This window comes from Chryseobacterium sp. 27AL (genome assembly GCF_057815395.1).
In genome coordinates this window covers 1-24464 of sequence record NZ_JBYRIW010000007.1, presented here as the reverse complement: position 1 = coordinate 24464, position 24464 = coordinate 1, and the positions used below count along the sequence as shown (strand labels likewise).

The 24464-nt window shown below is 37.8% G+C and carries 18 protein-coding genes; 8 read left to right on the top strand and 10 right to left on the bottom strand.

Going from position 1 to position 24464, the window contains the following annotated elements; all coding sequences use genetic code 11:
- Window positions 1-52: 52 nt before the first annotated feature.
- Window positions 53-1912 carry a CocE/NonD family hydrolase gene (locus AC3WV0_RS11670; protein ID WP_488846246.1) on the bottom strand — a complete coding sequence of 620 codons (1860 nt, stop codon included), beginning with the start codon at window positions 1910-1912 and terminating at the stop codon, window positions 53-55.
- Between the two features lie 55 nt (window positions 1913-1967).
- Here AC3WV0_RS11670 and AC3WV0_RS11665 point away from each other — a divergent pair, with 55 nt between their 5' ends.
- Complete coding sequence (locus tag AC3WV0_RS11665; protein ID WP_488846245.1) at window positions 1968-2222, top strand: hypothetical protein; 255 nt, start codon at window positions 1968-1970, stop codon at window positions 2220-2222.
- A 95-nt stretch (window positions 2223-2317) separates the two neighbouring features.
- On the opposite strand, the gene AC3WV0_RS11660 is transcribed toward AC3WV0_RS11665, so the two are convergent.
- The 3 genes from AC3WV0_RS11660 to AC3WV0_RS11650 all read right to left on the bottom strand — a co-directional run bounded on the left by AC3WV0_RS11660 (window position 2318) and on the right by AC3WV0_RS11650 (window position 6182).
- Window positions 2318-5086, bottom strand: a complete 2769-nt coding sequence (locus AC3WV0_RS11660; protein WP_488846244.1) for an outer membrane beta-barrel protein — start codon at window positions 5084-5086, stop codon at window positions 2318-2320.
- A gap of 176 nt (window positions 5087-5262) precedes the next feature.
- The gene (locus tag AC3WV0_RS11655; RefSeq protein WP_488846243.1) at window positions 5263-5682 is read right to left on the bottom strand and encodes an SH3 domain-containing protein; all 420 of its coding nucleotides are present in this window, start codon (window positions 5680-5682) and stop codon (window positions 5263-5265) included.
- A gap of 8 nt (window positions 5683-5690) precedes the next feature.
- Entirely contained in the window at window positions 5691-6182 is a 492-nt protein-coding gene (locus tag AC3WV0_RS11650; protein ID WP_488846242.1) for a BON domain-containing protein, read from the bottom strand.
- Between the two features lie 206 nt (window positions 6183-6388).
- Between AC3WV0_RS11650 and AC3WV0_RS11645 the strand changes: the two genes are divergently transcribed.
- The 3 genes from AC3WV0_RS11645 to AC3WV0_RS11635 all read left to right on the top strand — a co-directional run bounded on the left by AC3WV0_RS11645 (window position 6389) and on the right by AC3WV0_RS11635 (window position 9585).
- Window positions 6389-7639 (top strand): dicarboxylate/amino acid:cation symporter, encoded by a 1251-nt coding sequence (locus AC3WV0_RS11645; RefSeq protein ID WP_488846241.1) that lies wholly within the window; start codon window positions 6389-6391, stop codon window positions 7637-7639.
- A 292-nt stretch (window positions 7640-7931) separates the two neighbouring features.
- Window positions 7932-8660, top strand: coding sequence for a phytanoyl-CoA dioxygenase family protein (locus tag AC3WV0_RS11640; RefSeq protein WP_488846240.1), 729 nt, complete (start codon window positions 7932-7934; stop codon window positions 8658-8660).
- 337 nt (window positions 8661-8997) lie between these two features.
- Window positions 8998-9585, top strand: coding sequence for a hypothetical protein (locus AC3WV0_RS11635; protein WP_488846239.1), 588 nt, complete (start codon window positions 8998-9000; stop codon window positions 9583-9585).
- Between the two features lie 140 nt (window positions 9586-9725).
- On the opposite strand, the gene AC3WV0_RS11630 is transcribed toward AC3WV0_RS11635, so the two are convergent.
- The gene (locus AC3WV0_RS11630) at window positions 9726-12527 is read right to left on the bottom strand and encodes a GH92 family glycosyl hydrolase (protein ID WP_488846238.1); all 2802 of its coding nucleotides are present in this window, start codon (window positions 12525-12527) and stop codon (window positions 9726-9728) included.
- Between the two features lie 127 nt (window positions 12528-12654).
- Here AC3WV0_RS11630 and AC3WV0_RS11625 point away from each other — a divergent pair, with 127 nt between their 5' ends.
- From AC3WV0_RS11625 to AC3WV0_RS11615, 3 genes are all read left to right on the top strand, one after another.
- Window positions 12655-13761: an Mrp/NBP35 family ATP-binding protein gene (locus AC3WV0_RS11625; RefSeq protein WP_089997962.1), complete on the top strand. Its 1107-nt coding sequence runs from the start codon at window positions 12655-12657 to the stop codon at window positions 13759-13761.
- 38 nt (window positions 13762-13799) lie between these two features.
- The gene (locus tag AC3WV0_RS11620) at window positions 13800-14048 is read left to right on the top strand and encodes a NifU family protein (RefSeq protein ID WP_066439129.1); all 249 of its coding nucleotides are present in this window, start codon (window positions 13800-13802) and stop codon (window positions 14046-14048) included.
- Window positions 14049-14639: 591 nt separating this feature from the next.
- Entirely contained in the window at window positions 14640-15254 is a 615-nt protein-coding gene (locus AC3WV0_RS11615) for a LuxR C-terminal-related transcriptional regulator (RefSeq protein ID WP_488846237.1), read from the top strand.
- A 144-nt stretch (window positions 15255-15398) separates the two neighbouring features.
- Here the strand turns inward: AC3WV0_RS11615 and AC3WV0_RS11610 are convergent, their stop codons facing one another.
- From AC3WV0_RS11610 to ppk1, 5 genes are all read right to left on the bottom strand, one after another.
- Entirely contained in the window at window positions 15399-18440 is a 3042-nt protein-coding gene (locus AC3WV0_RS11610; protein ID WP_488846236.1) for a choice-of-anchor I family protein, read from the bottom strand.
- Between the two features lie 189 nt (window positions 18441-18629).
- Window positions 18630-18782 (bottom strand): hypothetical protein, encoded by a 153-nt coding sequence (locus AC3WV0_RS11605; protein WP_175443587.1) that lies wholly within the window; start codon window positions 18780-18782, stop codon window positions 18630-18632.
- The gene (locus tag AC3WV0_RS11600; protein ID WP_488846235.1) at window positions 18779-19432 is read right to left on the bottom strand and encodes an NAD-dependent epimerase/dehydratase family protein; all 654 of its coding nucleotides are present in this window, start codon (window positions 19430-19432) and stop codon (window positions 18779-18781) included. Before AC3WV0_RS11600 ends, AC3WV0_RS11605 begins: the two co-directional genes overlap by 4 nt.
- A gap of 350 nt (window positions 19433-19782) precedes the next feature.
- Entirely contained in the window at window positions 19783-20667 is an 885-nt protein-coding gene (locus tag AC3WV0_RS11595) for a Ppx/GppA phosphatase family protein (RefSeq protein ID WP_488846234.1), read from the bottom strand.
- Complete coding sequence (gene ppk1 / locus AC3WV0_RS11590; RefSeq protein WP_488846233.1) at window positions 20664-22736, bottom strand: polyphosphate kinase 1; 2073 nt, start codon at window positions 22734-22736, stop codon at window positions 20664-20666. The genes AC3WV0_RS11595 and ppk1 overlap by 4 nt, the downstream gene beginning before the upstream one ends.
- Before the next feature lie 276 nt (window positions 22737-23012).
- On the opposite strand from ppk1, the gene AC3WV0_RS11585 reads away from it, so the two are divergent.
- Window positions 23013-24239 (top strand): M43 family zinc metalloprotease, encoded by a 1227-nt coding sequence (locus tag AC3WV0_RS11585; protein WP_488846232.1) that lies wholly within the window; start codon window positions 23013-23015, stop codon window positions 24237-24239.
- The last annotated feature ends 225 nt before the right edge of the window (window positions 24240-24464 follow it).

Sequence of the window (24464 nt, the reverse complement as noted above, 5' to 3'; positions counted from 1 at the left end):
TTAAGATATAGCCATCTCACTATCGGTGGCTGAGGACCCCGAAGCCACAGTTCTATTTCAAAACCTCAACCTCAAGCGAGCTGTCGCCAAATACTTTGATAAAAGCCTTGGTATAATCTTCCTTTGTCGCAAAATTCGGATTTTCCATAAACTTCTGCGGATTGATGGCAAAAAGCGGAAACCATGTTGAAGAAATTTGAATCTGGATTTTATGGCCTTTTTTAAAAGTATGAACCACGTCCTGCAGCCTGAAATTCACCGCCGTTTTCTGATTCGGAACCAAAGCTTCGGCTTTTTCCCTGGAGTTTCTGAATCTTGCCGGCATGATCTCGCTTCTTACCATCTGGTGATAGTTACCATAAATCACACCTTCCTTTTTTTCGGCTGGTTTAAAATCTTCAGGATAAATATCAATCAGCTTCACTGCAAAATCTGCGTCGGTAGAGGTGGAAGCGATGTTCAGTTTAGCCATAATTTCTCCAGCAAGAGTGAGATCTTCTGTTAAAACATCGGTTGTAAACGTCAGAACATCTGGTCGTCCTTCGGCAAATCTCTGGTCTTCCGACATATAATTTCTGGGTGTAAAGCCATTAAAATCTTTAAGTTTATCAGAGCTCAGCACCGGATTATTCGGGTCACTGTAGTATTCTGAAAAGCCTTGTCCTGCTGAATTTTTCAAAGTTCCGCCTGATAAATAGAAGTTGACTTTTTCCACTTCTTTTGGCGGATAGGTGGCAAATTCCCGCCATTGTTTCGCACCGGTATCAAACATCAGAGCTTCCGGTAAACCTGCATCCTGTTTGGTATTTCCCTTTAAATAATGATTGAAAAATTTAGTTTCAATATTCTTCTGATAATACGTGGCAATGCTGTCTCCGAAATAAATATCATTGTGGAAATGTTTTCCCTGTTCATAGGCCCAGGCTCCATGTGAAAATGGTCCCATGACAATCGTATTTTTGGCTTTCGGACTTGTCTTTTCAATGGTTTTATAAATATTCAGCGGGCCGGATAGGTCTTCTGCATCAAACCATCCGCCTACGGTCATTACCGCATGATTTACGTTTTTAAGATGAGGTAAAAGACTTCTTTTCTGCCAGAACTCATCGTAATTCGGGTGATTCATAATTTCGGTCATAAAGAAATTGTCCTTATAATATTTTTCATAACCGTCTTTCAGAGTTCCCATGTCTCTGTAGAATTTCAGACCGTCTTCAGAAGTGGGTTTAATCATGGTATCGTTGTACCAGGCCTTATTCTCCGGTTTCGTTTTCTGAACGCCAAATACTGGAAAAGTTTTAAAATAAGCTAACATTACTTTTCCGTTGTGAAGAAAATCATCATTCCAGAAATCAGAAATCGGTGCTTGGGGTGAAGAGGCAACTAATGCCGGATGCTTTGCCAGAACCCCAACTGCGGTATAGAATCCTGGATATGAGGTACCGTATTGACCCACTTTCCCATTGTTTCCTTTTATATTTTTAAGAAGATATTCGATCGTATCGTAAGTGTCCGTACTTTCATCAACATCTTTTTTTGTTTTTCGGTCCACCTGTGGGGTCATGTTCGTGAAAGTGCCTTCACTCATGTATCTGCCACGTACATCCTGCAAAACGAAAATATATTTGTCCTGCATCAGGTATTTATTGGGTCCAAGCCTTTCCCTGTATTCATTTTCACCGTACGGCGCAATGCTGTAGCAGGTTCTCTGCATCAGAAAAGGATATTTGTTTTTACTGGAAATATCTTTGGGAATATAAACCGCTGTAAAAAGCTTCACCCCGTCACGCATCGGAATATAAAATTCCTTTTTGGTGAAGTTATCTTTCACAAAAGTATCTTCCTGATCTGTATTTTGTGCGTTTCCAAAAACGAAACATAGAATGAATAAAATTGAAAAATGAATCTTCATATATAAAATTTGTGGCTAATTTAATGATAAATGATTTTAATTACCGTTTGTTCGAATGTTTTTCGAAGGAGATTCTGAAAGAATTTTATATCTGATATCTGCAAAAAACAAAAGCTTTGATAGATCGTCCGGTTGTTTTGATAACTGCTTCAACCTGTTAGAAGCAACGTTCAGGCATTTCGTTGAAAAGATGAGGCGTTTCGATGAAGCGATCAGGTATTTCGAACAGACGATCAACCACTCCGAAGAAGCAATCAACCAGTCCGAAGAGGCAATCAAGTACAATTTGTTATATTTCAGTATTTTATAGCTTTATTTCAACTGGTGTTAATTGTAGCTATGCCTACTTACAAACAAAAAAAAGCATCCCCGAAAAGAGGATGCCGTTGTGTAAATAATTTTGATCTATTGGGTTTTTGTCTTTTTTCCTGCGAATTTATTGAGTTTCATTGTTAGCGAGAACATGACATAACGTTTCAGGATCAGGTCGTCGCGGTCTTCAAAATAGGTGTTTGAGATCACTCTTCTTACACTCTGGTTTTGATTCAGTACATCATAAACTTTAACTTTAGCAGTCAGCTGCTTATTGAAGAATGAATAGCCGACGCTGGTATTCCAGAAATAAAAATCTCTTTTAAAGCCGGGAGCAATATTGGTGCTGGTATTGTATTCCATATCATTTCCTAAGATCAGCCTGCTTTTGAAAATGTAATTGGTAAGTTCCAGTTTGAGGGCCTGATTGGTGGTGTTCACATCATCGATGCTGTAATTTTTATATTTTGAAAAATTATATCCTATCGTGTAAGAAGGTTTTACCGTTAACTTTTCCTTGATTTCGTAAGTTAAATTGATCCCGGGATTGATGTTATATGACTGGCTTGTAAATTCCTGTCCGTTCACGAAACCTTTGCTGAATGCATAATTGGTGTTGATTCTCGGGTTAATCGTCAGCTTATTCTCTTTCCATTTAAAGGTCTTGCTAAAGCTTCCTCCCAGATTAATGTTTTTATTTCCACTGATATTGGCATAGGTGATCAGCTGTCTTCCGCTCTCATCGAAAGATGAGTAGTTGACAATATCATTATTTCTGTAGGTAAATCCGATATTCAGGTAGTAGTTGATATTTTTTACCATATTGAAATTGTTGAAGTACAGGTACGTGGAATTGCTCCATGTATTTTTCAGATCCGGATTTCCCTGAAAGGCCACCAAAGGATTGGAAAGGTCACGATAAGGAGTAAGCTGTTCTGCCGTCGGAATGGTAAAGTCTGAAAAATGATAAAGATTTAAACGCTTATTCTGGGAGAACTCATAGTTTAATCCTACATTGTAGCCGGGAAGGACAAAGTTTTTCTGCAGATCGTAATTCTGGCCGGTGTAGCTTGAATTGACATTCATGTTCGAAATATCAGCATTAAAAGCTCCCCAGGCACTTATTTTCTTTTTGTTGAGTTCAAATGATAATTCGGGAGTAAACTGATCGATCTTCTGGTTCATCCTGTTTGATAAGATGTCGTTGTAGCTGGAATAGTCCTGTGTTGCGGCATTGAAATCATTCACATCCCGCAGGTTTCTCATGTTCGATGAATTGTAGGTTATGCCCAGACCAATATTCAAAGAATCTGAAAGTGGTTCCGAATAGCCCACACTCATGCGGTAATTATTGTTGAGGTTTTTCTTTACCGAGTACTGATTTCTGTTGTCAGAAGAAAGGGGGGCATAGAAAATGTTTTCAGAACGGTTCAATCGGTTTTCCTTGTTTTCACTGATGTTGCTGTTCAGATTGGCGTGCATCTCTCTGCCTTTTTTCCGGAATTTCTTCGAGAAATAAAGGTTGGGATTAAAAGTGTTGTTCTCAGAATCGGTTTTGGTGTAGTTGTCACTGTTATTTAGCAGTTCGTTGTCTCTGAATGTTTTTGAATTCGAGGCGTTGAAATTATGGGTCTCATTTCTGGCGAATGAAGGGGAAAAATAGATGCTCGTGAGAGAATCAAGGCGGATTCTGGCTGAAAGATCGAAATTGTACTGCTTCGATTCATTTTCACCATTATTTTCAGAATCTGTTTTTAAAGTATAATCCGGCAATAGAGTAGTTCTTGATACTTTGGATCTGGTTTCGAGATTATTGTCGATATGAATCAGACTCAGATTATCTAGGTCGGTATCTTTTCCGAATTTATCACTGTAATTGAACCCGATAGTTGTCGACTTCTGAATACCTTTAGTGTTTCCTCCGCCAGGAGTATAATAGGTAACGCCTCCAGAAGTTACTACCGATCCGCCCTGCATCAGCCATGAATTTCTTCCACGTCCCATACTGTCGAAAACCTCATCGCTGGAAAACCCCTGGGAATTGATGTTATTGGAAGCGGCCAGAAGGCTTATTTTCGTATCATTTTTAAAATAACTCAACAGCCCGCTGCCCTCGTATCTCTTATCAGAGCCATAGCCCACTGTAAGTCTTGAGATAAGCCCTTTATTTTTCTTTTCATCAATATTGAAGTTGATGGTGGCATTATTGGATTTTGAAGCTTTCCCGCTCAGTTCCTCTTCTTTGGTTTTGGTCGTTGTAAACTGAATATTCTTGATAATATCTGCAGGAAGATTCTGTAGGGCTATTCTTCCGTTTTTGTCAAAGAAAGGCTTCCCGTTAATGGTAATCTGGTCAACCTCTTTGCCATTGATCGTAATTTTTCCATCGTTATCGATCTGAACACCAGGAATCTGCTTAAGAAGTTCCTCAATTTTACTGTCAGGGCGAACTTTTATGGATGAAGCATTAAATTCAATTGTATCCTTTTTAATCTTGACAGGGGAAGCTGTAAGCTTGACTTCCTCAATATTGGTCACCGAATTTTTCTCCAGCTCGATATCTCCTAATGAAAAAGATTTGTCGATCGTTTCAAGACGTTTAGAGAAAGAAACCATTTTATCGGCATCTATTTTCAGAATACTGGGCTCGCTCATTTCGTCTGCCTTCAGGGAAAACTTACCTTCACGATTCGTTGCGGTATAATTGACGATGGAAGAGTCTTTTTCTTTAAGAAGATAAACCGTTGCGTTTTCAATAGGTTTTTTTTCGAAGTTGAGGATTTTTCCGTCGATGTTTAATTTTTGTGCATTAAGAATCACAATGTTGAATGTCAGGATAAGCAGGATTGCTAATTTCTTCATGTAATATAGATTATTAGAGCCGCAAAAGTATAAAAAATCTTATTTAATTCACAATTAATAGAGTTAAATACAGTTAATCTTTTCCCTAAATTAAGGGTTAACTGTTAATTTTTCCATAAAAAACAAAAAAACATCCTTATTACAAAGGATGTTTTTTTTAAGTATGATGAGAGTTCTTATGCTCTCAGGTATCTTGAGTAAGCATAACCTTCCTGTCCGTCGGAAGTTTTTACCTTCCACCAGTCATCAGAAGTTTGCTCGACCAGCGTGATGGAAGACCCTTTACTTACTTTACCGATAATCGCAGCATCTGTAGAAGGCTCCTGTCTGATATTCAGATTGGAATTATCAGTCGCAACGGTAAGAGCTGTGCCTGCTGACAGACCTGAAACCTGAACATCAATATTGATGTCTGAAGCAGAATACGTAGAATCAATCGCTCCCAAAGCATTCCATACTGCATCTTTTGAAGCGGTACTGGTAGCATTTCCTGAAACGTACAGAATACCATCCTGTTCCTGAATTTTAAGATCGGAGATTCCTGCGGACTGTGCTGCAGAAACCACGCTTGAATATTTGTCCTGTAATGTGCTCATGGTGATTGTTATTTAACAGTATAGTTATAATTTACTTTTCCTACTTTTAAAGCATCCACAGATTCTTTAACTTTTCTCGCATCTGAAGAGGAAATATTTCCCGTAAGTGTCAGTTCTCCGTTGATGACTTCTACTTTCACTCCCGGAATATCCTTTACGGCATCTTGTACTTTTTGTTGTACGGCAGGATCTGCGGCAGACTGAGTTTCCAGCGGTGTAGGCGTTGCATTAGCAGGCGCTACTGTAGCCATATCGTGTACGTCTTTGATTCCATTGATGGCTTTCAGCTGTTTGATCATGGCATCTTTTGCTTCCTGACTTTCAAAAGTACCGCTTAAGTGGGCAACACCATCTTTTACTTCTACAGAAGCTCCGGGATTTGAAGTTACTACAGTCGTAGCCTGGGTTTGAAGGTCGGCATCAGAAACTTTCTTTTTACAGGAAACTGATCCGAAAGACACAGCTACAGCCAAAGCAGCCATTGCAATAGTTTTTTTCATAGTAGTATATTTTGATTTGTTAATATGCTTAAATGTAACAATAAAATTTGTACCAAAAGATAAATAAACCTTCTATTTTGCCAAATATTGATATAATTCAGCCAAATTAAATTTATAATTTATGATACCATTACAGTGATTATGTGTAAAGTGGGATTGGAAGCAATTGTAAAAATATTATATTTGCCCAAACTTGAATTATCAATATGAAAGGACAGAATAAACTATTTATAGCGATTGTGATTGCCCTTATCCTGGGAGTCGGAATTGGTGGATTTGTACATCTGCAATACCCGGAAAGTGCAGAGCCTTTTTCCAAAAATATAAAACTCCTGGGAACTGTTTTCATCCGTTTGGTACAGATGATTATTGCTCCTTTGGTATTCACAACTCTGGTCGTGGGAATTGCCAAGATGAGTGATATCAAAATGATCGGAAGGGTAGGCACAAAAGCAATGCTGTGGTTTATTTCCGCTTCTTTGGTATCCCTTTTTATAGGGCTTATTTTGGTCAACTGGCTTGAGCCGGGACACGTAACAAAACTGCCGATTCAGGATGCGGCCTCCGCAGAAGAGCTGTTGAAAAGCAGCAAAGGATTTTCGATGGAAGATTTCGTAAAGCATGTTATTCCTAAAAGTCTTTTTGAGGCCTTTGCTACCAATGAAGTGCTGCAGATCGTCGTATTTTCCATTATGTTTGGGATTGCACTGGCTAATTTAGGAGACGAGTATGCACAACCCGTAGTGAAGCTGTTTGATATTGTTGCACACGGAATTCTGAAAATGGTGGGATACATCATGTGGTTCGCTCCTCTCGGAGTTCTGGGCGCTATTGCTGCAGTAGTGGCTACCAACGGATTTGAGATTTTTAAAGTTTATGCCATTTATCTCAGGGATTTCTTCTTTGCTTTAGGAATACTTTGGCTGGTTCTTTTACTGGTAGGATATTTAATTATCGGCAACCGCCTTTTCGAATTATTAAGAAGAATTAAAGAACCGTTGCTGATCGCCTTTTCTACGACCAGCTCCGAAGCAGTCTTCCCGAAGCTGGTGGAAGAGCTCGAAAGATTCGGGTGTAACAACAGAGTCGTGTCTTTTATTCTGCCTTTAGGCTATTCATTCAATCTGGATGGAAGTATGATGTACATGACATTTGCATCCATTTTCATAGCACAGATCTACGGAATTGAAATGACGATCGGACAGCAGATTACTATGCTTCTGGTTTTAATGCTCACTTCAAAAGGTATCGCAGGCGTACCAAGAGCTTCTTTGGTCATTATCGTAGCCACCTGTTCCATGTTTGGGATTCCGCCGGAAGGGATCGCTCTTATTTTGCCTATTGACCATTTCTGTGATATGGGAAGAAGCATGACCAATGTTCTCGGAAATGCCCTGGCTACCTCAGCTGTTTCCAAATGGGAAGGACAGTTGGATAATCACGGCGGCGATTTATAAAAATATAAATTTCAGCTTTGCTGGTGAATGGTCAATAGTGTTTTTCATTGTTGACCATTTATTTTTTTAGGAGCTGTTTCCTGCTCTCACTACTCGCTTTTTTATATTCTTCCGCGGCGGCTTTGCCGCCGCGGAAAAATATAAAAAGAGCTCAGACATGCCGTTCGATCAGGGCTAGGAAAAGCTGTTTTCTTTGAAGTTTTGTTCGATGAATAAAGAAGGAATTGTTTGATTGAAAAGAAATCTTTGCATCTTTGCGTTAGAAATGAGTCTCCAGAATAAAACTATAAAAATGAATTTACAAAATCATAAAGATTTAATACAAGAAAACGGCTTTACAATAATCAACAATATTTTTTCGGATGAAGAAACTGAAAAGATAAGTGAGCTCATTCAACATATAGACACTTCCAAAGAAACATTCAGGAAATCAGAAGACCTTTTTGCCATTCGACAGTTCCTGAAAGAAATTCCCAACGTGAAAGATTTAATCTTTAATGAAAATATTAAAAGCATCATTAAAGATATTTTCGGGAGTGATTATTTCGTAGTAAAAAGTATTTATTTCGATAAACCTGAAAAATCAAACTGGTATGTTGCTTATCACCAGGACCTGACTATTTCAGTAGACAGAAAAGCTGAACTCCCGGATTTCGGTCCGTGGACAACCAAGCAAAATCAGTTTGCGGTTCAGCCTCCGCTGGATATTTTGGAAAATATTTATACCATCAGAATTCATCTTGATGATACAGACGAAAACAACGGTGCACTGAAAGTCATTCCCGGATCTCATGCCAAAGGAATTTACAGACCTGAAACCATCGACTGGACCATCGAAACCGAGGAGATCTGCAGGGTAGAAAAAGGTGGAATTATGATTATGAAACCTTTGATTCTGCACGGTTCCAACCGTACCACCAACGGAAAGAGACGAAGAGTAATTCATATAGAATTTTCCGATACAAAGCTTCCGTCGGAGCTTAACTGGTCGGAAAAAGCATTGATAGATTTCAATGGCTAAGTAAAAATTAGATGCTACTTGTATTTATCTACAACTTTATTAAAATATACTTTACTTTATTTGTCCTGAGCTCCTTTGAATAAGCAAAGGACCCGCATTCTAAAGTATACGCAATCCTTTTCAAATAAATCCCTTATGTCGGTATAAACAAGAGGCTTGCTTCGGTGCAAGCAAGAGGTTTACAAGGAAGCTTGTAAGGGTATTGCAAGGTGGCTTGCAAGATGATTGCAAGGGAGCATGCAACCGGCTTGTGATGAAAAGCGAAAATAGTGCAGTAAATCATTTTGTATATTTGCTCGTGGGTGACATTATATCCTGTAGAAGAATTAAACATATCATGGAGACAATACAATTAGCTGCCGAAAACCTTACAAGAAAAATACATAAAGGGTATTTTTTCATCGTATTGCTTACTCTTTTTTGTTCCTGTACCTCATCGAGTAAAGAAGAATATGAAGTTTTGAACATTGCAATAAATAAATGTGTCTTTAAGGCAATAGATCCCAAAGAGATTTCTAAAATCATGGAGCAGGACAAAGTAAGTTCAAGTGAGGCACTGGATATCATAGATGAGAGAATGAAAGACCGACAATATACATTTTCGATGTCTGATACTCTTTATGCCGCAAATCTGCCCAAAAGTACATGGGATTATCTGCATTATAATGATATTTTCGAAAATAATGATCCGTCAGTTTTAATAGATTTCAGTAAAATAAAATCTTTGGAAAACAGGAAAAGGATTAATAGGCCCATAAAAAATGATGATTATTTAGGTCATTTTAAATTTTACAGGGTTCTTTTTGATAAATGGGGCGAAAGAGCTTATATGAGAATCGATATTCCGGAATCTAAAGGTCGGATATATGGTTCGTTCGGATTGATGTTTAAAAAAGAAAATGGAAAGTGGAAATTAGAAAATTAATTCCTTTATCCGTCATTTCAAATGCAATGTAAAACCATCAATAGTTTGAGCTGGAAAATTTTGCAAATGATAATGACACTTGTCAGCGATCATCGTATAAATAAAAAGGAGACGCTTACAATGGCAGTCTCCTTTTAAATTTATCTCACCGAAATTTCATCAATAAAAATATACGCATCTCCACCTGCTCCCTGGTGCCATTCCGGAAGCTTGCCGAAATGATAAGCTTTTACTTTTATATATCGGGCCTGCGTTGGCAACACTTCAGCTGAAAAATCTTTTACCTGAACGGTTTCATCTTTCGGATCGAGTGTATTGTCTACGGTTTTCAACAAAATATAATCTTTACCGTTATTGGAAACATAATATTCCACTTTCTTCGGCATCAGGATCCACGCTCTGCTGTCCTGCAGATATGTTGATGATAATTGGGTAAATTGTTGTGGAGATTTCATGTCAATAATCGCTTCAAAAGTCTGTCCCTGGTAGCCCAGCCATTCTCCTTTTCTCCAGTTGGCATCGCCGTTGATCCCGTCAATTAAAGAGAGATTTCCGCTGGCGGTATACTGTGGAGTAGCAGTAGAATTAACTGTAATGTCCCAATGGTTTGGTCTTCTGTTAAAGTTTGCTCTTACGATTGAACTTTTTTCACCATTTCTTTCAGCATACGCCGAAACCTGCGTTGTTTTTGTGATCGTGAAAGGTCCTTTATAAGCTGTAAACATTTTCCTTACGTTCGCATCGCCCTCATCCATTGTCATGTAATAAATTTTATCTTTGGAATTTAATGCCGTGATTTCAACTTTAGTATTCAGATCAAAAATCCTGGAGGCGGCAATAACGGGAGAAGGTGTTAATTCATCATATTTAAAATCTTTGAAGTATTTTACATTTTCAAAACCAAGTTTTTTGAGTTCATCTCTGCTTGTATTTCTAGTGATTGTACGCGTGGTTCCGTCTTCAAGATGGATTTTAACCTCATCAAAATAAGGTTTTGTGGTTTGCCATTCAGGTAAGCCCGGGGTTACAGAATAAATTCCCATGGCACTCAGAATATACCAGGCACTCATCTGTCCACAATCTTCATTTCCGATAAGTCCGTCCGGGGCATTTTTATAATAATTATCGAGGATAAATTTTATTTTGTCATCTGTTTTCTCAGGTTTATCTACATAATTATAGAGATATGCAATATGGTGGCTCGGCTCGTTTCCCTGGGCGTATTGACCGATCAGACCGGTGATATCCACCTGCTCTCTGCCTGTCGTTTTATCTGGAGCAGAAAAGATAGCATCGATAAATTGCTCAAATTTTTCTTTTCCGCAATGGGCTGCAATAAGTCCGGGAATATCCTGCTGAACGGAATAGGAGTAGTGCCACGAATTTCCTTCGGTATAATTATTATTGACTTCTCTGGGTTCAAATGGCTCATACCAGTTTCCATTTTTTCTCGGTTGCATAAATCCGTTTTTAGGGTTATAAAGATTTTTCCAGTTCTGAGAACGTTTCATGAAATATTGGTAATCTTCTTTTTTACCTAAAATTTTGGCCATTTGGGCAATACACCAGTCGTCATAAGCATATTCCACCGTTTTGGAAACGCTTTCATGTTCATCGTCAATGCTGATGAAATTATTCTGTTTATAGGCATTTAACCCGAAAATATCCAACATCGCAGAATGTTTAGAAGCTTCGAATGCCTTTTCATAATCAAAGCCTGTAATTCCTTTCGCCATCGCATCTGCAATCACTGAAACAGCATGATAACCGATCATACACTCTGTTTCGTTGGAAGCCAGCTCCCACACCGGAAGCTTTCCGCCCTGTTCGTATTGCTTGATAAATGTATTGATGAAATCAGCCGTTCTTTTTCTGTCGATCAGCGTCATCAGGGGATGCGCTCCCCTGAAGGTGTCCCAAAGTGAGAATACCGAATAATAATCAAAACCATTGGCCATATAGAACTTGTTGTCCCGGCCTCTGTATTTCCCGTCAACATCCATATTGATGTTGGGTTGGGTGAAAACGTGATACATTGCCGTATAGAAAACCGTCAGTTTGTCTTTATCGGAAGATTTCACTTCAATCTTTGACAGTTCTTTATCCCAGTCTGCTACAGCTTGTTTTCTGATTGATTCGAAATCATTAGACTTGCCTTCAGCTAACATGTTTTTTGCTGCCCCTTCGTAGCCTGTAGGAGAAATCGCCACTTTCACACTGATTTTTTCTCCTTTTTTCACGTTGGTTGAAAAAGCTAAGGCGAGTTTTGTTCCTGCAAAAAGGTTGGTTTCTTCTTTTCCGTTTACCAGTTTTTTTGATATTTTCATCGGTTTTGAAAATTCAATGCGTGCATAAATGTATTGGTTGGTTGCCCAAGCCTCACTTCTGCGGAAAACTTCGATGGTTTTGTCATCGATGATTTTAACCTCTCCTTCCAATAATTTATCCCTGTGATTTAAGTCTAAAATAATATTGGCAGTTCCCGCATTGTTGAAGGTGTATTCATGATAACCGACTCTTTTTGTTGTTGTTAGTCGTATATCAATATTGTGCTTATCTAATTTAACCGAATAAAATCCTGCAGAAGCTCTTTCGTTTCTGTGAGAAAATTTTGAAGAATATTCATTTGGAGTCAATCCGGGTTTTCCCATCGTAGGCATCAGCATAATATCTCCGTAATCAGAAACTCCCGTTCCGTTCAGGTGCGTATGCGAAAATCCATAGATCACAGAATCCGAATAGTGATACCCGCTGCAGCCGTCCCAACTTCCGTCGATTCTTGTATCCGGTGAAAGCTGTACCATTCCGAAAGGAACAATGGCTCCGGGAAAGGTGTGGCCATGACCACCCGTACCGATAAACGGATTCACATATTGCGAATAATTTTGTGAAAACAGATTATGAAAAAAAATTCCTAAAAGAATGATCAATATTCTTTTCATTAGATATAAATTAAAATTTCCCTAAAATACTATAAAATTAGCTTCTGCAAAAGAAAATATCTATCAGTCTCTTTACTTATTCTAAATAGGTTAATTTTTCGTAAATTTGTAAACAATTTATTAGTTTATGTTGACGAAAGAAAAGGTTCAGAATTTCCTTAAAGAGATAGAAGTTGATGATTTGGTAAACAATCTTCAGATCATGGGTAATGACGTTTACATTGATATGACAGCTCATTCGCCTGCCATGCATGAAAAGAAAAAGCTTGAGGCAGCCATGAAACAGGCTTTCGCCAGCGAATTTGGAGAAGAAGTTCATTTGAAACTGAAGATCGTTTCTCCGGAACCTAGTGAGATTCAGCAAAGTCAGATCAAAGGAAAACAAATTCCGGGAATTCAAAATATTATTGCCATCGCTTCCGGAAAGGGAGGTGTAGGTAAGTCTACTGTTTCTGCTAATATGGCAGTTACGTTAGCAAAAATGGGTTTTAAAGTAGGTCTACTGGATGCTGATATCTACGGACCTTCGGTTCCTACGATGTTTGATACAGAAGGGCAAAAACCAATTTCTGTAGAAATCGAGGGAAGAAACCTGATGAAGCCTATTGAAAATTATGGTGTGAAAATGCTTTCCATCGGATATTTTTCAGGTGCCAATCAGGCCGTTGTATGGAGAGGGCCGATGGCTTCCAAAGCTTTGAATCAAATGATCAGAGATGCGGCCTGGGGAGAACTGGATTTCTTACTGATCGATCTTCCTCCGGGAACGGGTGATATTCACCTTTCGATCATTCAGGAAGTTCCTGTAACGGGAGCGGTAATCGTAAGTACGCCTCAGCACGTCGCCTTGGCGGATGTAAGAAAAGGAATCGCTATGTTCCAGATGGAGAGCATCAATATACCTGTTCTTGGATTAATCGAAAATATGGCGTATTTTACGCCGGAAGAATTGCCGGATAATAAATATTACATTTTTGGTAAGCAGGGAGCACAATATATGGCTGAGGATCTGGGAATACCTGTATTGGGAGAAATTCCTCTTATCCAGAGCATCAGGGAGGCAGGAGACGTCGGCAGACCGGCTGCATTGCAGGAAAATTCTAAAATTGCAGAGATTTATACAGAAACAGCCAGAAATATGGTAGAAAGTCTTGTGGAAAGAAATAAAAATCTTCCTCCGACAGAAGCTGTTAAGATCACGACGATGGCGGGATGTTCACCAAAAGCAAAGTAATATTTCACTAATTGAAAACCCAATTGAACAGAAAAAATATGGAAACAAATATAACACACGAAGATACAGTAACAAGGGTATTGGAAGCTCTGGAAAGCATCCGGCCGTTTCTCAATAAGGACGGTGGTGATATTGAGCTGATTGATGTTAAGGATAACCTGGTTTATGTAAAACTTTTAGGCAACTGTTCCGGATGTTCGCTAAATTTTTCAACCCTAAAATTAGGCGTTGAAAATACGATCAAGCAGCATGCTCCGGAAATTGAAAAAGTGATAAGCGTAGAGTAAAATATTTAAAAATATATTTTTTAACAGACCTTTGAACTTTAAGGGTCTGTTTTTTATTTGTAAAAAATAAAATTCCTGAAAAATGCTGTCAGTACTTATGATAAGGATATTAATAACACATTATCGTTCCTAGGATGGGATTTGAACAGCAATTTTGTATTTTTAAAGTATTATCATGGGATACAGAAATTTACCATTGAACGTTTTTTGCTGATTTTTAAGAAATTATTAGAGATTTTGTGAAAAATTTATAGTAATATTTCTACATGCTCGTGAATATTATATGTATTATTTTTGTAGAAAATATTTACAGTGCTGATATGGGGGATATGCTTTGTAACATACTTTTTTATTCATATAATTTAAATGTTTAATAATTTTTAGAATTTTTTTGAAAATTATTCCAATTACAGATTCCTGAATTTCCGGAATCGGAAAAACTGGTGTTATCAAATTAAAGATAAACTTCTTGATAGATGGTTAAGAATATGATTGTATGTGGTATTTGGTCTGTAACTTGTATTGAAAAATGTAAAATAAAGAGAAGCTTGTTTCCCCCTTCAAGGGAAATTTATTAAAAAAACTAACTCTATGAAAAATATACTCATTGCTGACGGTCACTATGTAGTAAGGACAGGTACAGCTCTGGTTCTAAAATCAAAACTTCAGTATAATTGTGATATAGATTTTGCAGAAACTTATTCCGAAACAAAGGATATGATTTCTGAAAAAATATATGATTTGTTGATTATTGATATTGATATACCGGGCAGTATTTTTAAAGCAATGGTAAAGGAGCTTAAGAAAAAGCAAAAATCACTTAAAATTTTATTTTTTTCGACATATGATGAAAACGTAGGGATTCAATACATCGAAGAAGGAGCAACCGGTTATCTCAGTAAAGGTGCTTCAGAATCTGAGATTATAACTGCTGTTACTGCCATGTTTGAAGAAGGGTATTATTATACCATTAATATGATGAAAAAACTGGTTACACACTCTACCGCCAGTCATTCCGTAGAAAGGCTTTCAAAGAGGGAATTCCAGATCTTCAAGTTGCTGGCACAAGGTAACGGAAATATAGAAATTTCAAACATCCTTAATCTTAAGATGTCTACCATAAGCACTTACAAGAAAAAAATCTTTGAAAAACTACAGGTGAAAAATGTGGTCGATCTCGTAAGAATTTATGACGACATGCATTAAAGTACAAATCCGGTGAAAATAATTCTACCGGATTTTATTTTTTTAATATTTCAATATCGTTGAACTAATAAAACTTCTTTAGAAATGGCTTACACAAAAAAGCCCCGACAAGCGGGACTCATTTTAATCAACTAATACTATATCCTATTTTACAATTACCCTTTTTATGTGTCCTTCAGACGTCTTTATCAGATAAACTCCCGTATAAAGTTTTGAAGTGTCAATTGTTAAAGCATTCCTCTCTTTCCCGATCAGCTTTCCCGACATATCATACAGTTCGTAGTCCTGAACTCTGTTAAAATATAATGGATTGCCTTTTGCAACCGGGTTCGGGAATACATTAAATGTCACTTTTTCAGATTTTACCTCACCTGTTGCCAGATTACCTGCGCCACCAACTTCGTACATTGACAATGTTCCGCTGATTTCGTTGGCAACAACCACATAGCCTTTTCCTGTGGTTGTGTTTTCCGGAGCAATATAGATGATTCCCTCCGGACCATTGTCGCCGCCATAAGCAGAAGTCATACGGGAATGTTTATAATCCGTAAATGTAGGATTGTTGGGATCTGAAATATTGTACACCATTACTCCTCCTGTTCTTTCCAGGGTGATGAAGGCGTATGTCTGTCCGTTAATGTTTCCCAGAGCAACACCTTCAGGCTCGGGTCCTTTAGCACGGCTTCTGCTCTTTATGGTATTGGATTCATTATCGGCATTAAAAATCAACGGATGATTGGCTGCAATATACCTCTCAAACTGATCGCCACTGTCGTAAACAATTTGTCGGGTATCTGCATTGAAAATTGAAAAAGAACGGGCGCCTAAAGCCGCTATTTCTTCAAAGTCTGCATCACCGTCCGTATTTCCGGTAGCATTGGAAACCCTGAATCTCCCAAGATTATAGGAAGCTTTTAAAACAGCTGACTGAGGAAATAAGGTGTTGTCTAATGTGTAATTATTAGCTCCTACTGTCGTTCTTTCACTGAATCCTGAAAGATCTTTTTCATCTCCCTCGTTGGCAGTTACGATATAATGCGTATTTCCTACCTTATAATTCTGAATGGCATCCGGAGTATAATACGCTTTTACCGGCCAGTTGGCGATTAAAACTTCATTATTGTTATCGGAAGCATCAAAGCCATTTCCGGGAATGCTCATGTCTTTTTTACCTAATCCCCAGATTCCCGTAATGGTTTTTGTGGTTAAATTCACTTCTGCCACAGCATTATTTTCCTGAAGAGTTACCCAGGCTTTCTGGCTGTCAGAGCTTATCGTAATATATTCAGGTTCTAAATCCTGAGAAAGTGTGTTGTTGGTTCTTACTTTTCTTAAGCCCGTTGCTGCTAAAGCCGCTACCTGTGAATCGAAGGCATTAAAATTAAGTGTTGTAACATTGCTTTGGGTAAGATTGGCAATTCCTCCGGAAATATCAATAATACTTACTGTTCCTTCCGGGTCTACCGTATAGGCATCGTTCGGCTCTCCTTCATTCGCGGTCATTACTTTTGTACCATCTGGAGAAAAAGTGATCATATCCGGTAATGCACCTACTGTTACCTGCTTAAGGAAATTGCCGTTAATGTCAAAGAAAACCACGGAGCCGTTCTGCTGTGGATCTGTATTGGGTGACGCAGCAGCAATGATGCCATTCTTCACGGCAATGCTGGTAATACCACCGTATGGAGCCATATTAATGGTGTTAATCACTGATGGTGTGTTTGGATTACTGAAGTTGATGATATCAAAAACATCGGTAATAGAACTGATAGTAAATAATCTTTGCGTAGCAGCATCATGAACAACAATTTCCGTAGAACTGTTGTTATTTCCTGACGGATCAAAGCTCCCTATATAATTTAATGCAATCTGATGAGAAGGATTCGGTGCAGGCTTGTCATTGTCAATAATATAAACGGTAGCATTAGGATCTCCGGAAATGGTTGCTCCTGCAGGGCTTTCAAGGCTTACCACGAAATATTCTGCTTTTTGTTCTTCCAAAGTGTCATCAATGATGGGAATATTTACGGTATAGCTTGTTGTCGAAGGAGTAAGTGTAATGGTTTGATTGGCTAAAGTAAAATCATTAGTGTCTGCCGTACTGAAAGGCGCCGGTTTTACTACAAGATTTACGGTAGCATTCGAAGGATTGGCAATATTTAATTTAAATGCTAAAGTTCCTGAGTTTTCATCGACTTTAATGAAATTTTTATCTAAAGAAATGGAAGTTCCTGCTGTTGTAAATGTTGTGGCTGTTACCGCAGTCACCGCATTGTCATTTGTGTCCTCAATAGTATTTGGTTTTAGTGCCAGATAATACGTCTGATTGGGAACTAAAACTGAAGTTGGGATTATGGTAATCTTATTGTTTAAAAAAGTAGTGGTGAAAGGGATCTGGTTTCCTGAAGCATTGTCCAAACGGAAATCAACAAGATCTTGTGCATTCGAATCACTGATCGCAGTATTGTCGATTAACCTTACATTTTCATTAAATGAAATAGTAGGATTTACAGTAGTTGAAGCATTATTCGTATTATTTGACGGAAGATAAGTGACAGTTGGCGGTGTAGTGTCCGCCCCATTTATTGCGGTTGCATCTACGGTAAAATTGTCGAAGCGGTTATTTCCTCCTGTTCCTCCTCCGGTAGCAGAAAATTCAACTTTAAGCCTGAAATTAGGATTGTTCGCTACACCTGCAACTCCGGAAAAATCAAGGGTGATTAGTTGCGGATTGGCATCCTGCGGCGATACGGTCTGATAGGTCTGAAAATTAGTTCCGTCCGTTGAATAAGACCATGTCTGGGTTCCGGCTCCTGAACCGGATCTTCTTGTCGTAAACTTTACAACAACATTTTGATAACCTGTAGTGGGAATATTAAACTGCAGATTCCCGTTGATCGGGAAGTTGTATCTTAAATGAGCTCCGGCAGGATCTCCGTTTCTGGCGTTCAGGTTTTCAGTGCCGAAGTTTTGTCCTGTACCGCCTGCGAAATCTATTTCCGTTGTGGCGTTGATAACAGCGGTCATTGATCCTCCGGTTAAACTTAACGTCGGAGTGGCAATGGCAGCAGCTGATGTATTGTTGTTAAAATTCCAGTAGTGGATAAGTGAGGTTTGCCCGAAAACCGCTCCCTGAAGAAAAAATGCGGCTACCACAGAACCTTTTAAAAAGTAATGATTAATCATTTTTGCTGATATTAAATTTATACAAAAATGAAACTTCTCCTTTTTAAATATTTTAAGGTAATTTTAATAAATGATTAATAAATAGGTAATTATTACTGAATCTGATGAAGAAAAATAAAACCGTAAGCGATGGACCGTTATCAGAATGCTCTAAAAACGATTGTTGAACTTCTTTGAATATTCGTTTTGCTACTTTGATACATGTCCTGAAAAATTCAGGTTTTTCCCTGTTGTCTTTCGTCCTTCCAGCGGATGCTTCTGCATATAAAAAAATCCCGAAATAGCAGTCAGAACCAATAAAATAAAAGCAACCAGAAAAATTCTTTTTATCATTTCTTTCATATTGCCAGATTTTTAATGTCCTTAATTTCTAATGTTGAGGTAGGGTATCCTTTCTGTACCGCGTTGATCATCGCTTTACCCACTTCCTGTAAAGTTAATGATTTTGAAGGTAATATAATAGGAAATATCCAAATAAAAGGTTTAAAAAACCATTTTATATTTTTCTGACCTTCAATAGGTTTCATGAATCCCGGACGAAAATTATACTCACCACGGAATCCAAGCTTTCTTAAATCATTTTCCGTTTTTCCTTTTACTCGTGCCCACATAAACTTGCCGCTTTCCGTCTTGTCGGTATGCGCTCCCGAAACGTAGTTGAAAACCATATCAGGATTCTGCCCCAGAACAGCTTTGGCGAAATGCATTGTGGTGTCATAAGTAATTTCAGTGTATTCTTCTTCGCTCATTCCTACACTGCTGATACCGGCACAGAAGAAAGTAGCGTCGTACCCTTTAAAGTTTTCATCATTAAGATCAATTGCAAGAAAGTCAGGAACGATATACTCTTTCAGTTTTGCATGTTTTTTTCCGGAAGGCTTCCGGCTTACGCTCAGGATTTCTGAAACGTTGGGATTTTCAAGGCATTCCATCAGAACACCTTCACCTACCATTCCTGTAGCTCCGGTCAGTATTATTTTAATTGAGTTCATTTTCGAATATTATTTACTGATAAAGACGTATCCAGGCCGTGTTTTACTTTAACATGAGGTATCAAAATGATAATTTTTTTCTTAGAATAAAAACGTAAATATCTTTAACCTAAAACGTCGATACCTTTTGAGTAAAACGTCGAAGGGTTTTCAGCAAAACGTCGAAAGGTTTTCAGTAAAACGTCGAAACGTTTTTTACCAAGAGAAATAATGATTGAAAATCAATAAATTACACGATCGGTCTATTGAGCATCTCTCTTTAAATAACATACTCACGGCTTCAAGTTTAATCAAAAGAAAACCGGCTGGTATTATAAAAAGCCAGCCGGTTTATGATATATGCCGTAAAACTACTTCTTGTTCTGCAGCTTGCTGTAAATATTATGAATCAGCCCGTCCGCAACAGATATTTTCGGAACAAAAATCCTGTTGATTTCAGACCATGACATCACGTTGTTGAAAATTTTTAAGGCATGAACCAAAACATCGGCTCTGTCTTCCCGGAGGTTGTATTTGGTCATTCTTTCATCAACGGTGAGATCATTAAATTCCTTGTAGACTTTCTTCAGGTGCGTCAGTGACATTGGTTTGCCGTCTTTTGTTTTGCTCATGGAGAACACTTTGTTGATATTCCCTCCGGAACCTATTGCCACGATCGGCTTTTTACTGTTGATGTTTTTCCGGATTTCCTCTTTCATATCTTTCCAGTTGTCGGGCGTTACCAGATTATTCAGCAGACGGATCGTTCCGATATTGAAAGACTTCTCATAAAGCATTTTCCCGTTTTCATAAAAAGTCAACTCGGTAGAACCTCCGCCTACATCAATATAAAGATAGGCAAATTCTTTGTCGAGTGCTTCTGCCACATGATTTTCAAAAACCAGCGTGGCTTCTTCATCTCCTGAAATGATCTCAATATGGATTCCGGATGTTTTTTTAACTTCATTAATGATATCCATTCCGTTAGAAGCATCACGCATCGCACTGGTGGCACACGCTCTGTAATGTTCAACGTTGTAAATTTTCATCAGGTCACTGAATATCTTCATGGCATCGATCACCATTTTCTCACGCTCTTCACCGATTTTTCCCAGGGTGAAAACGTCCATTCCCAGCCTCAGAGGAATTCTCAAAAGGTTGAGTTTGATAAACTCCGGCTGCTTATTGTTTACTTTAACTTCATTGATCAACAGTCGGGCTGCGTTACTTCCTATGTCTATTGCTGCAATCTTCATTCTTTGTTCGTTTTGGCATGTAAATACCGGTAGGTTTCTACCTGAGAGCGGCATTCTTCTTTATTGTTGTGAATATACTCGTTGCTCAATTTTTTGTCTAAAATACGAGCTTTTACATTATCTTTCAACTGTATATCGAGAATATCCTTCAGTTCCTTCTTCAGGTTTTTATCGGTGACTTTTGCGGCGGCCTCAATTCTGTAATCAAGGTTTCTGGTCATCCAGTCGGCTGATGAAATATAGATGTCTTCTGCACCTTTATTATAAAAATACATGACTCTGGCGTGCTCCAGATATTCATCGACGATACTTATGGCTTTTATTTTTTCTTTAAATTCCTTTTGGTTTACCGCACAATAAATCCCTCTTACGATCATTTTGATGTGAACTCCCGCATTAGCGGCCTCATATAATTTTTCAATCAGGGATCTGTCACTCACCGAATTGGCTTTAATGATCATCTCCGCATGCCTTCCCGCTTTGGCCTCTTCAATTTCCTTGTCGATATGATGAACGATCTTTTCACGCATAAACTGAGGGCAAACCAGAAGATTTTTACATGTTTTGAGAACTGATAAATAGTCATCTTTCGGCTTTTTAAGCACATTAAATACTTTGTTGATGTCTGCCATTATTCCCCGATCTGCAGTCATAAGCAGGTGATCTCCGTAAATTCTTGCTGTTTTTTCGTTAAAGTTCCCGGTACTGATAAATCCGTACTGAATTGTCTTATTATGAGATCTTTTTTTGATCACGCAGAGCTTGGCGTGCACTTTCTTATTCGGAAGACCTATTAAAACCGTGATGCCTTCAGGCTCCAGCATTTCTTTCCATTCAAGGTTGGATTCTTCATCGAACCTGGCCTGAAGTTCAAGCATTACCGTTACTTCTTTGCCATTTCTGGCTGCGTAAATAAGGGCATTAATAATTTTAGAGCTGCTCGCCAGACGATAAGCCGTAATCTGAATAGATTTTACATCAGGATCCATGGCGGCTTCCCGTAGCAGGTCGATAACAGGATTGTATTTGTGATAAGGGAAAGTAAGAAGAACATCATGTTTTAAAATAACATCCGTTACTCTTTCACCGTGTTCAAAATCAGGGTGGGTAAAAGATGTTCTCTCTACAGGCCTTTCATACTTCTCGAAAACATCCGGAAAATCCATGAAATGTTTAAAGTTATGAATTTTTCCACCCGGAATAATGCTGTCTTTTTTGGTTAAATTTAATTTTCGGATAAGCATTTCCAGTAACGCTTTATCCATATCTTTATCAAAAACAAAACGGGTAGGCTTTCCTTTTCTTCTGTTTTTTAAACCTTTTTCTATTTTCTCTGCGAAGTTGGTCCTGATGTCATTATCGAGATCCAGCTCAGCATCTTTTGTTACTTTGAATGCATGCGCCGAAAATTCATCATATCCGAAATAGGAGAAGATGTGCGGCAAATTAAAGGTGATTACATCTTCCAGAAGCATCACATCCTTTTCCTGAGGGTCATCCGTCGGAAGCAGGACAAATCTTCCCACAAAACGTGACGGAATTTCAATAATGGCATAGTTGCTGGAATACTGCCAGTCTTTTTTTCTCATGGCAACACCCAGATAGAGACTTTTATCTCTCATATATGGCATGGGCGTATTTTCATGAAGAAGGATGGGAATTACGTTGGATTCTACCACTTCATCAAAATATGTCCTGACAAATTCTTTCTGCTTTTGTGTTAAATTTTTTGAGGTTTTAATAAAAACATGATGATCGGCCATTTCACCCTGAATTTTCCTCCAGGTTTTATCAAAATTTTGCTGATGCCTGATCACAATGTCATTGATCTTTTGAAGAATTTTGGATGGAGGCTGATAAAAAGATTCTGCAATTACCTTCTCTTTAAAATCCATGGCGCGTTTTAATCCGGCAACACGCACTCTGAAAAATTCATCCAGATTATTTGAAAAAATTCCCAAAAACCGGATTCTTAAATGTAAAGGGACGTTCTCGTCCATTGCTTCCTGAAGTACCCTTTCGTTAAAGGCAAGCCAGGTAATATCTCTCGGATTAAAATGTAATGACATATTTAATAGTGAAGTTTATCAAAAATAGTAATTGTCGGTCATTAATAATGATTTTTCATATTAAAGTTTAATTAAATGTTAAAATCATTTTCATGTTAATTTAAATTAAAACTTAAGATAATCTAATTATGTTTAATAGTTTACGTAATATATGATTTTTATTATCAATGTAATTATTATAATTATTTACGCTTAATAAGAATATTATTATCTTTATTTTAAGGTTTTTTGTGATGTTATTTTTAATTTTTACATTAGCCAATTAATTAATTTAAAATGAAAAAGATATTATTATTTCTCACAATTCTTTTTCTTACCAATGTCTATGGACAAAGATTTTGTGGGACAGATCAGAAAATGAAAGAATTTTTTGCAAATAATCCGGATGCATTAGCAAAAAAACAGGATTTAAGAAATTATTTAACGACAAAAAACAATAGTGCAAAAAATACTCAAACTGTTATAACTATTCCTGTCGTAGTACATGTTTTATATAAAAATGCAAATCAGAATATTTCTGATGCTCAGATTGCATCTCAACTTGCAGTACTTAATGCTGATTTCAGAAGATTAAATACTGATTACAATACTATTGTTCCTGCTGCTTTTCAGCCTTTTTCAGCAGATATGGAACTGGTTTTCTGCCTGGCGACTAAAAAAAGTGATGGCAGCTCTACGACAGGTATTGAAAGAAAATCTGTAGCTACGAATTTTAATTTTGCCAATAACTACTTTCAGTCTTCAGGACTTCTGGCATGGGATCCTACAAAATATCTGAATATTTGGGTGGGAGATATGCCAAGTCCATATTTAGGATGGGCTTATTTACCAGATGCGGCAGGTTATCCCCAAGATGGGCTGGCTATTGGATATAAATATTTTGGTACCACTGGTGCTGCTGAATATCCTTACAATGGAGGAAGAACTGCAACACACGAAATTGGCCATTATTTTGGTCTTTTGCATCCATGGGGAGAAGATGATAGTGTATGTGGATCTTTAGATAATGATGATGGCTGCCCAGATACACCAGCAACTAATAATCCACATTATGGGGGGAATGTCTTCCCGGATAATACAAATACCTGCGTTTTTTCAGCTAACGGAGCAATGTTTATGAATTTTATGGATTATGTTACGGATGAAGAGATGGCTTTCTTTACCAATGATCAAAAAACGATTAAAACCAACACGATGGCTGGACCAAGAGCTAGTTTGCTTAATTCTAATGCTTGCACATTCTTATCGGTAAATGATGTAGAAAAAGCAAATGCAATCAATTTATTTCCAAATCCTACAACACAGTATATTTCGATAGCTTCTCCATTAACTAAAATCAACGAAGTAGAAATATTCAATTCTGAAGGAAGGTTAGTGAAGAGGGTTTCAATAAGTAATGAAACGGATAAAATTGATGTAAAAGATTTTCCTTCGGGAGTATATTATGTAAGAACATATAATAAAAATGATTTTATAAAATCTATGAAATTCATTAAAAAATAAGTGAAAATATTTCCATTGTTTTTATAAAAAAAACCTCGAGTTATCGTAGTCATGGTCGGAAGAAATTCCGACCATATTTTTGTGTTTTGAAAACCTTGGCAGGATCACCTCCTGCAAAAAGGATTAGAATGGCAGTAATCATATCTCGAAGCTCCATTGTAATCCGCCTTTTTGCGGTTTTGTAGCCTAAATTATTTGCTTTTTTGTAAATCAGCAGTAGCATAG

What these genes read in the sequence shown, in the direction of transcription:
- AC3WV0_RS11670 (WP_488846246.1), bottom strand. Translation starts at nt 1,912, where the DNA reads ATGAAGATTCATTTTTCAATTTTATTCATTCTATGTTTCGTTTTTGGA.
- AC3WV0_RS11665 (WP_488846245.1), top strand. Translation starts at nt 1,968, where the DNA reads ATGTTTTTCGAAGGAGATTCTGAAAGAATTTTATATCTGATATCTGCA.
- AC3WV0_RS11660 (WP_488846244.1), bottom strand. Translation starts at nt 5,086, where the DNA reads ATGAAGAAATTAGCAATCCTGCTTATCCTGACATTCAACATTGTGATT.
- AC3WV0_RS11655 (WP_488846243.1), bottom strand. Translation starts at nt 5,682, where the DNA reads ATGAGCACATTACAGGACAAATATTCAAGCGTGGTTTCTGCAGCACAG.
- AC3WV0_RS11650 (WP_488846242.1), bottom strand. Translation starts at nt 6,182, where the DNA reads ATGAAAAAAACTATTGCAATGGCTGCTTTGGCTGTAGCTGTGTCTTTC.
- AC3WV0_RS11645 (WP_488846241.1), top strand. Translation starts at nt 6,389, where the DNA reads ATGAAAGGACAGAATAAACTATTTATAGCGATTGTGATTGCCCTTATC.
- AC3WV0_RS11640 (WP_488846240.1), top strand. Translation starts at nt 7,932, where the DNA reads ATGAATTTACAAAATCATAAAGATTTAATACAAGAAAACGGCTTTACA.
- AC3WV0_RS11635 (WP_488846239.1), top strand. Translation starts at nt 8,998, where the DNA reads ATGGAGACAATACAATTAGCTGCCGAAAACCTTACAAGAAAAATACAT.
- AC3WV0_RS11630 (WP_488846238.1), bottom strand. Translation starts at nt 12,527, where the DNA reads ATGAAAAGAATATTGATCATTCTTTTAGGAATTTTTTTTCATAATCTG.
- AC3WV0_RS11625 (WP_089997962.1), top strand. Translation starts at nt 12,655, where the DNA reads ATGTTGACGAAAGAAAAGGTTCAGAATTTCCTTAAAGAGATAGAAGTT.
- AC3WV0_RS11620 (WP_066439129.1), top strand. Translation starts at nt 13,800, where the DNA reads ATGGAAACAAATATAACACACGAAGATACAGTAACAAGGGTATTGGAA.
- AC3WV0_RS11615 (WP_488846237.1), top strand. Translation starts at nt 14,640, where the DNA reads ATGAAAAATATACTCATTGCTGACGGTCACTATGTAGTAAGGACAGGT.
- AC3WV0_RS11610 (WP_488846236.1), bottom strand. Translation starts at nt 18,440, where the DNA reads ATGATTAATCATTACTTTTTAAAAGGTTCTGTGGTAGCCGCATTTTTT.
- AC3WV0_RS11605 (WP_175443587.1), bottom strand. Translation starts at nt 18,782, where the DNA reads ATGAAAGAAATGATAAAAAGAATTTTTCTGGTTGCTTTTATTTTATTG.
- AC3WV0_RS11600 (WP_488846235.1), bottom strand. Translation starts at nt 19,432, where the DNA reads ATGAACTCAATTAAAATAATACTGACCGGAGCTACAGGAATGGTAGGT.
- AC3WV0_RS11595 (WP_488846234.1), bottom strand. Translation starts at nt 20,667, where the DNA reads ATGAAGATTGCAGCAATAGACATAGGAAGTAACGCAGCCCGACTGTTG.
- ppk1 (WP_488846233.1), bottom strand. Translation starts at nt 22,736, where the DNA reads ATGTCATTACATTTTAATCCGAGAGATATTACCTGGCTTGCCTTTAAC.
- AC3WV0_RS11585 (WP_488846232.1), top strand. Translation starts at nt 23,013, where the DNA reads ATGAAAAAGATATTATTATTTCTCACAATTCTTTTTCTTACCAATGTC.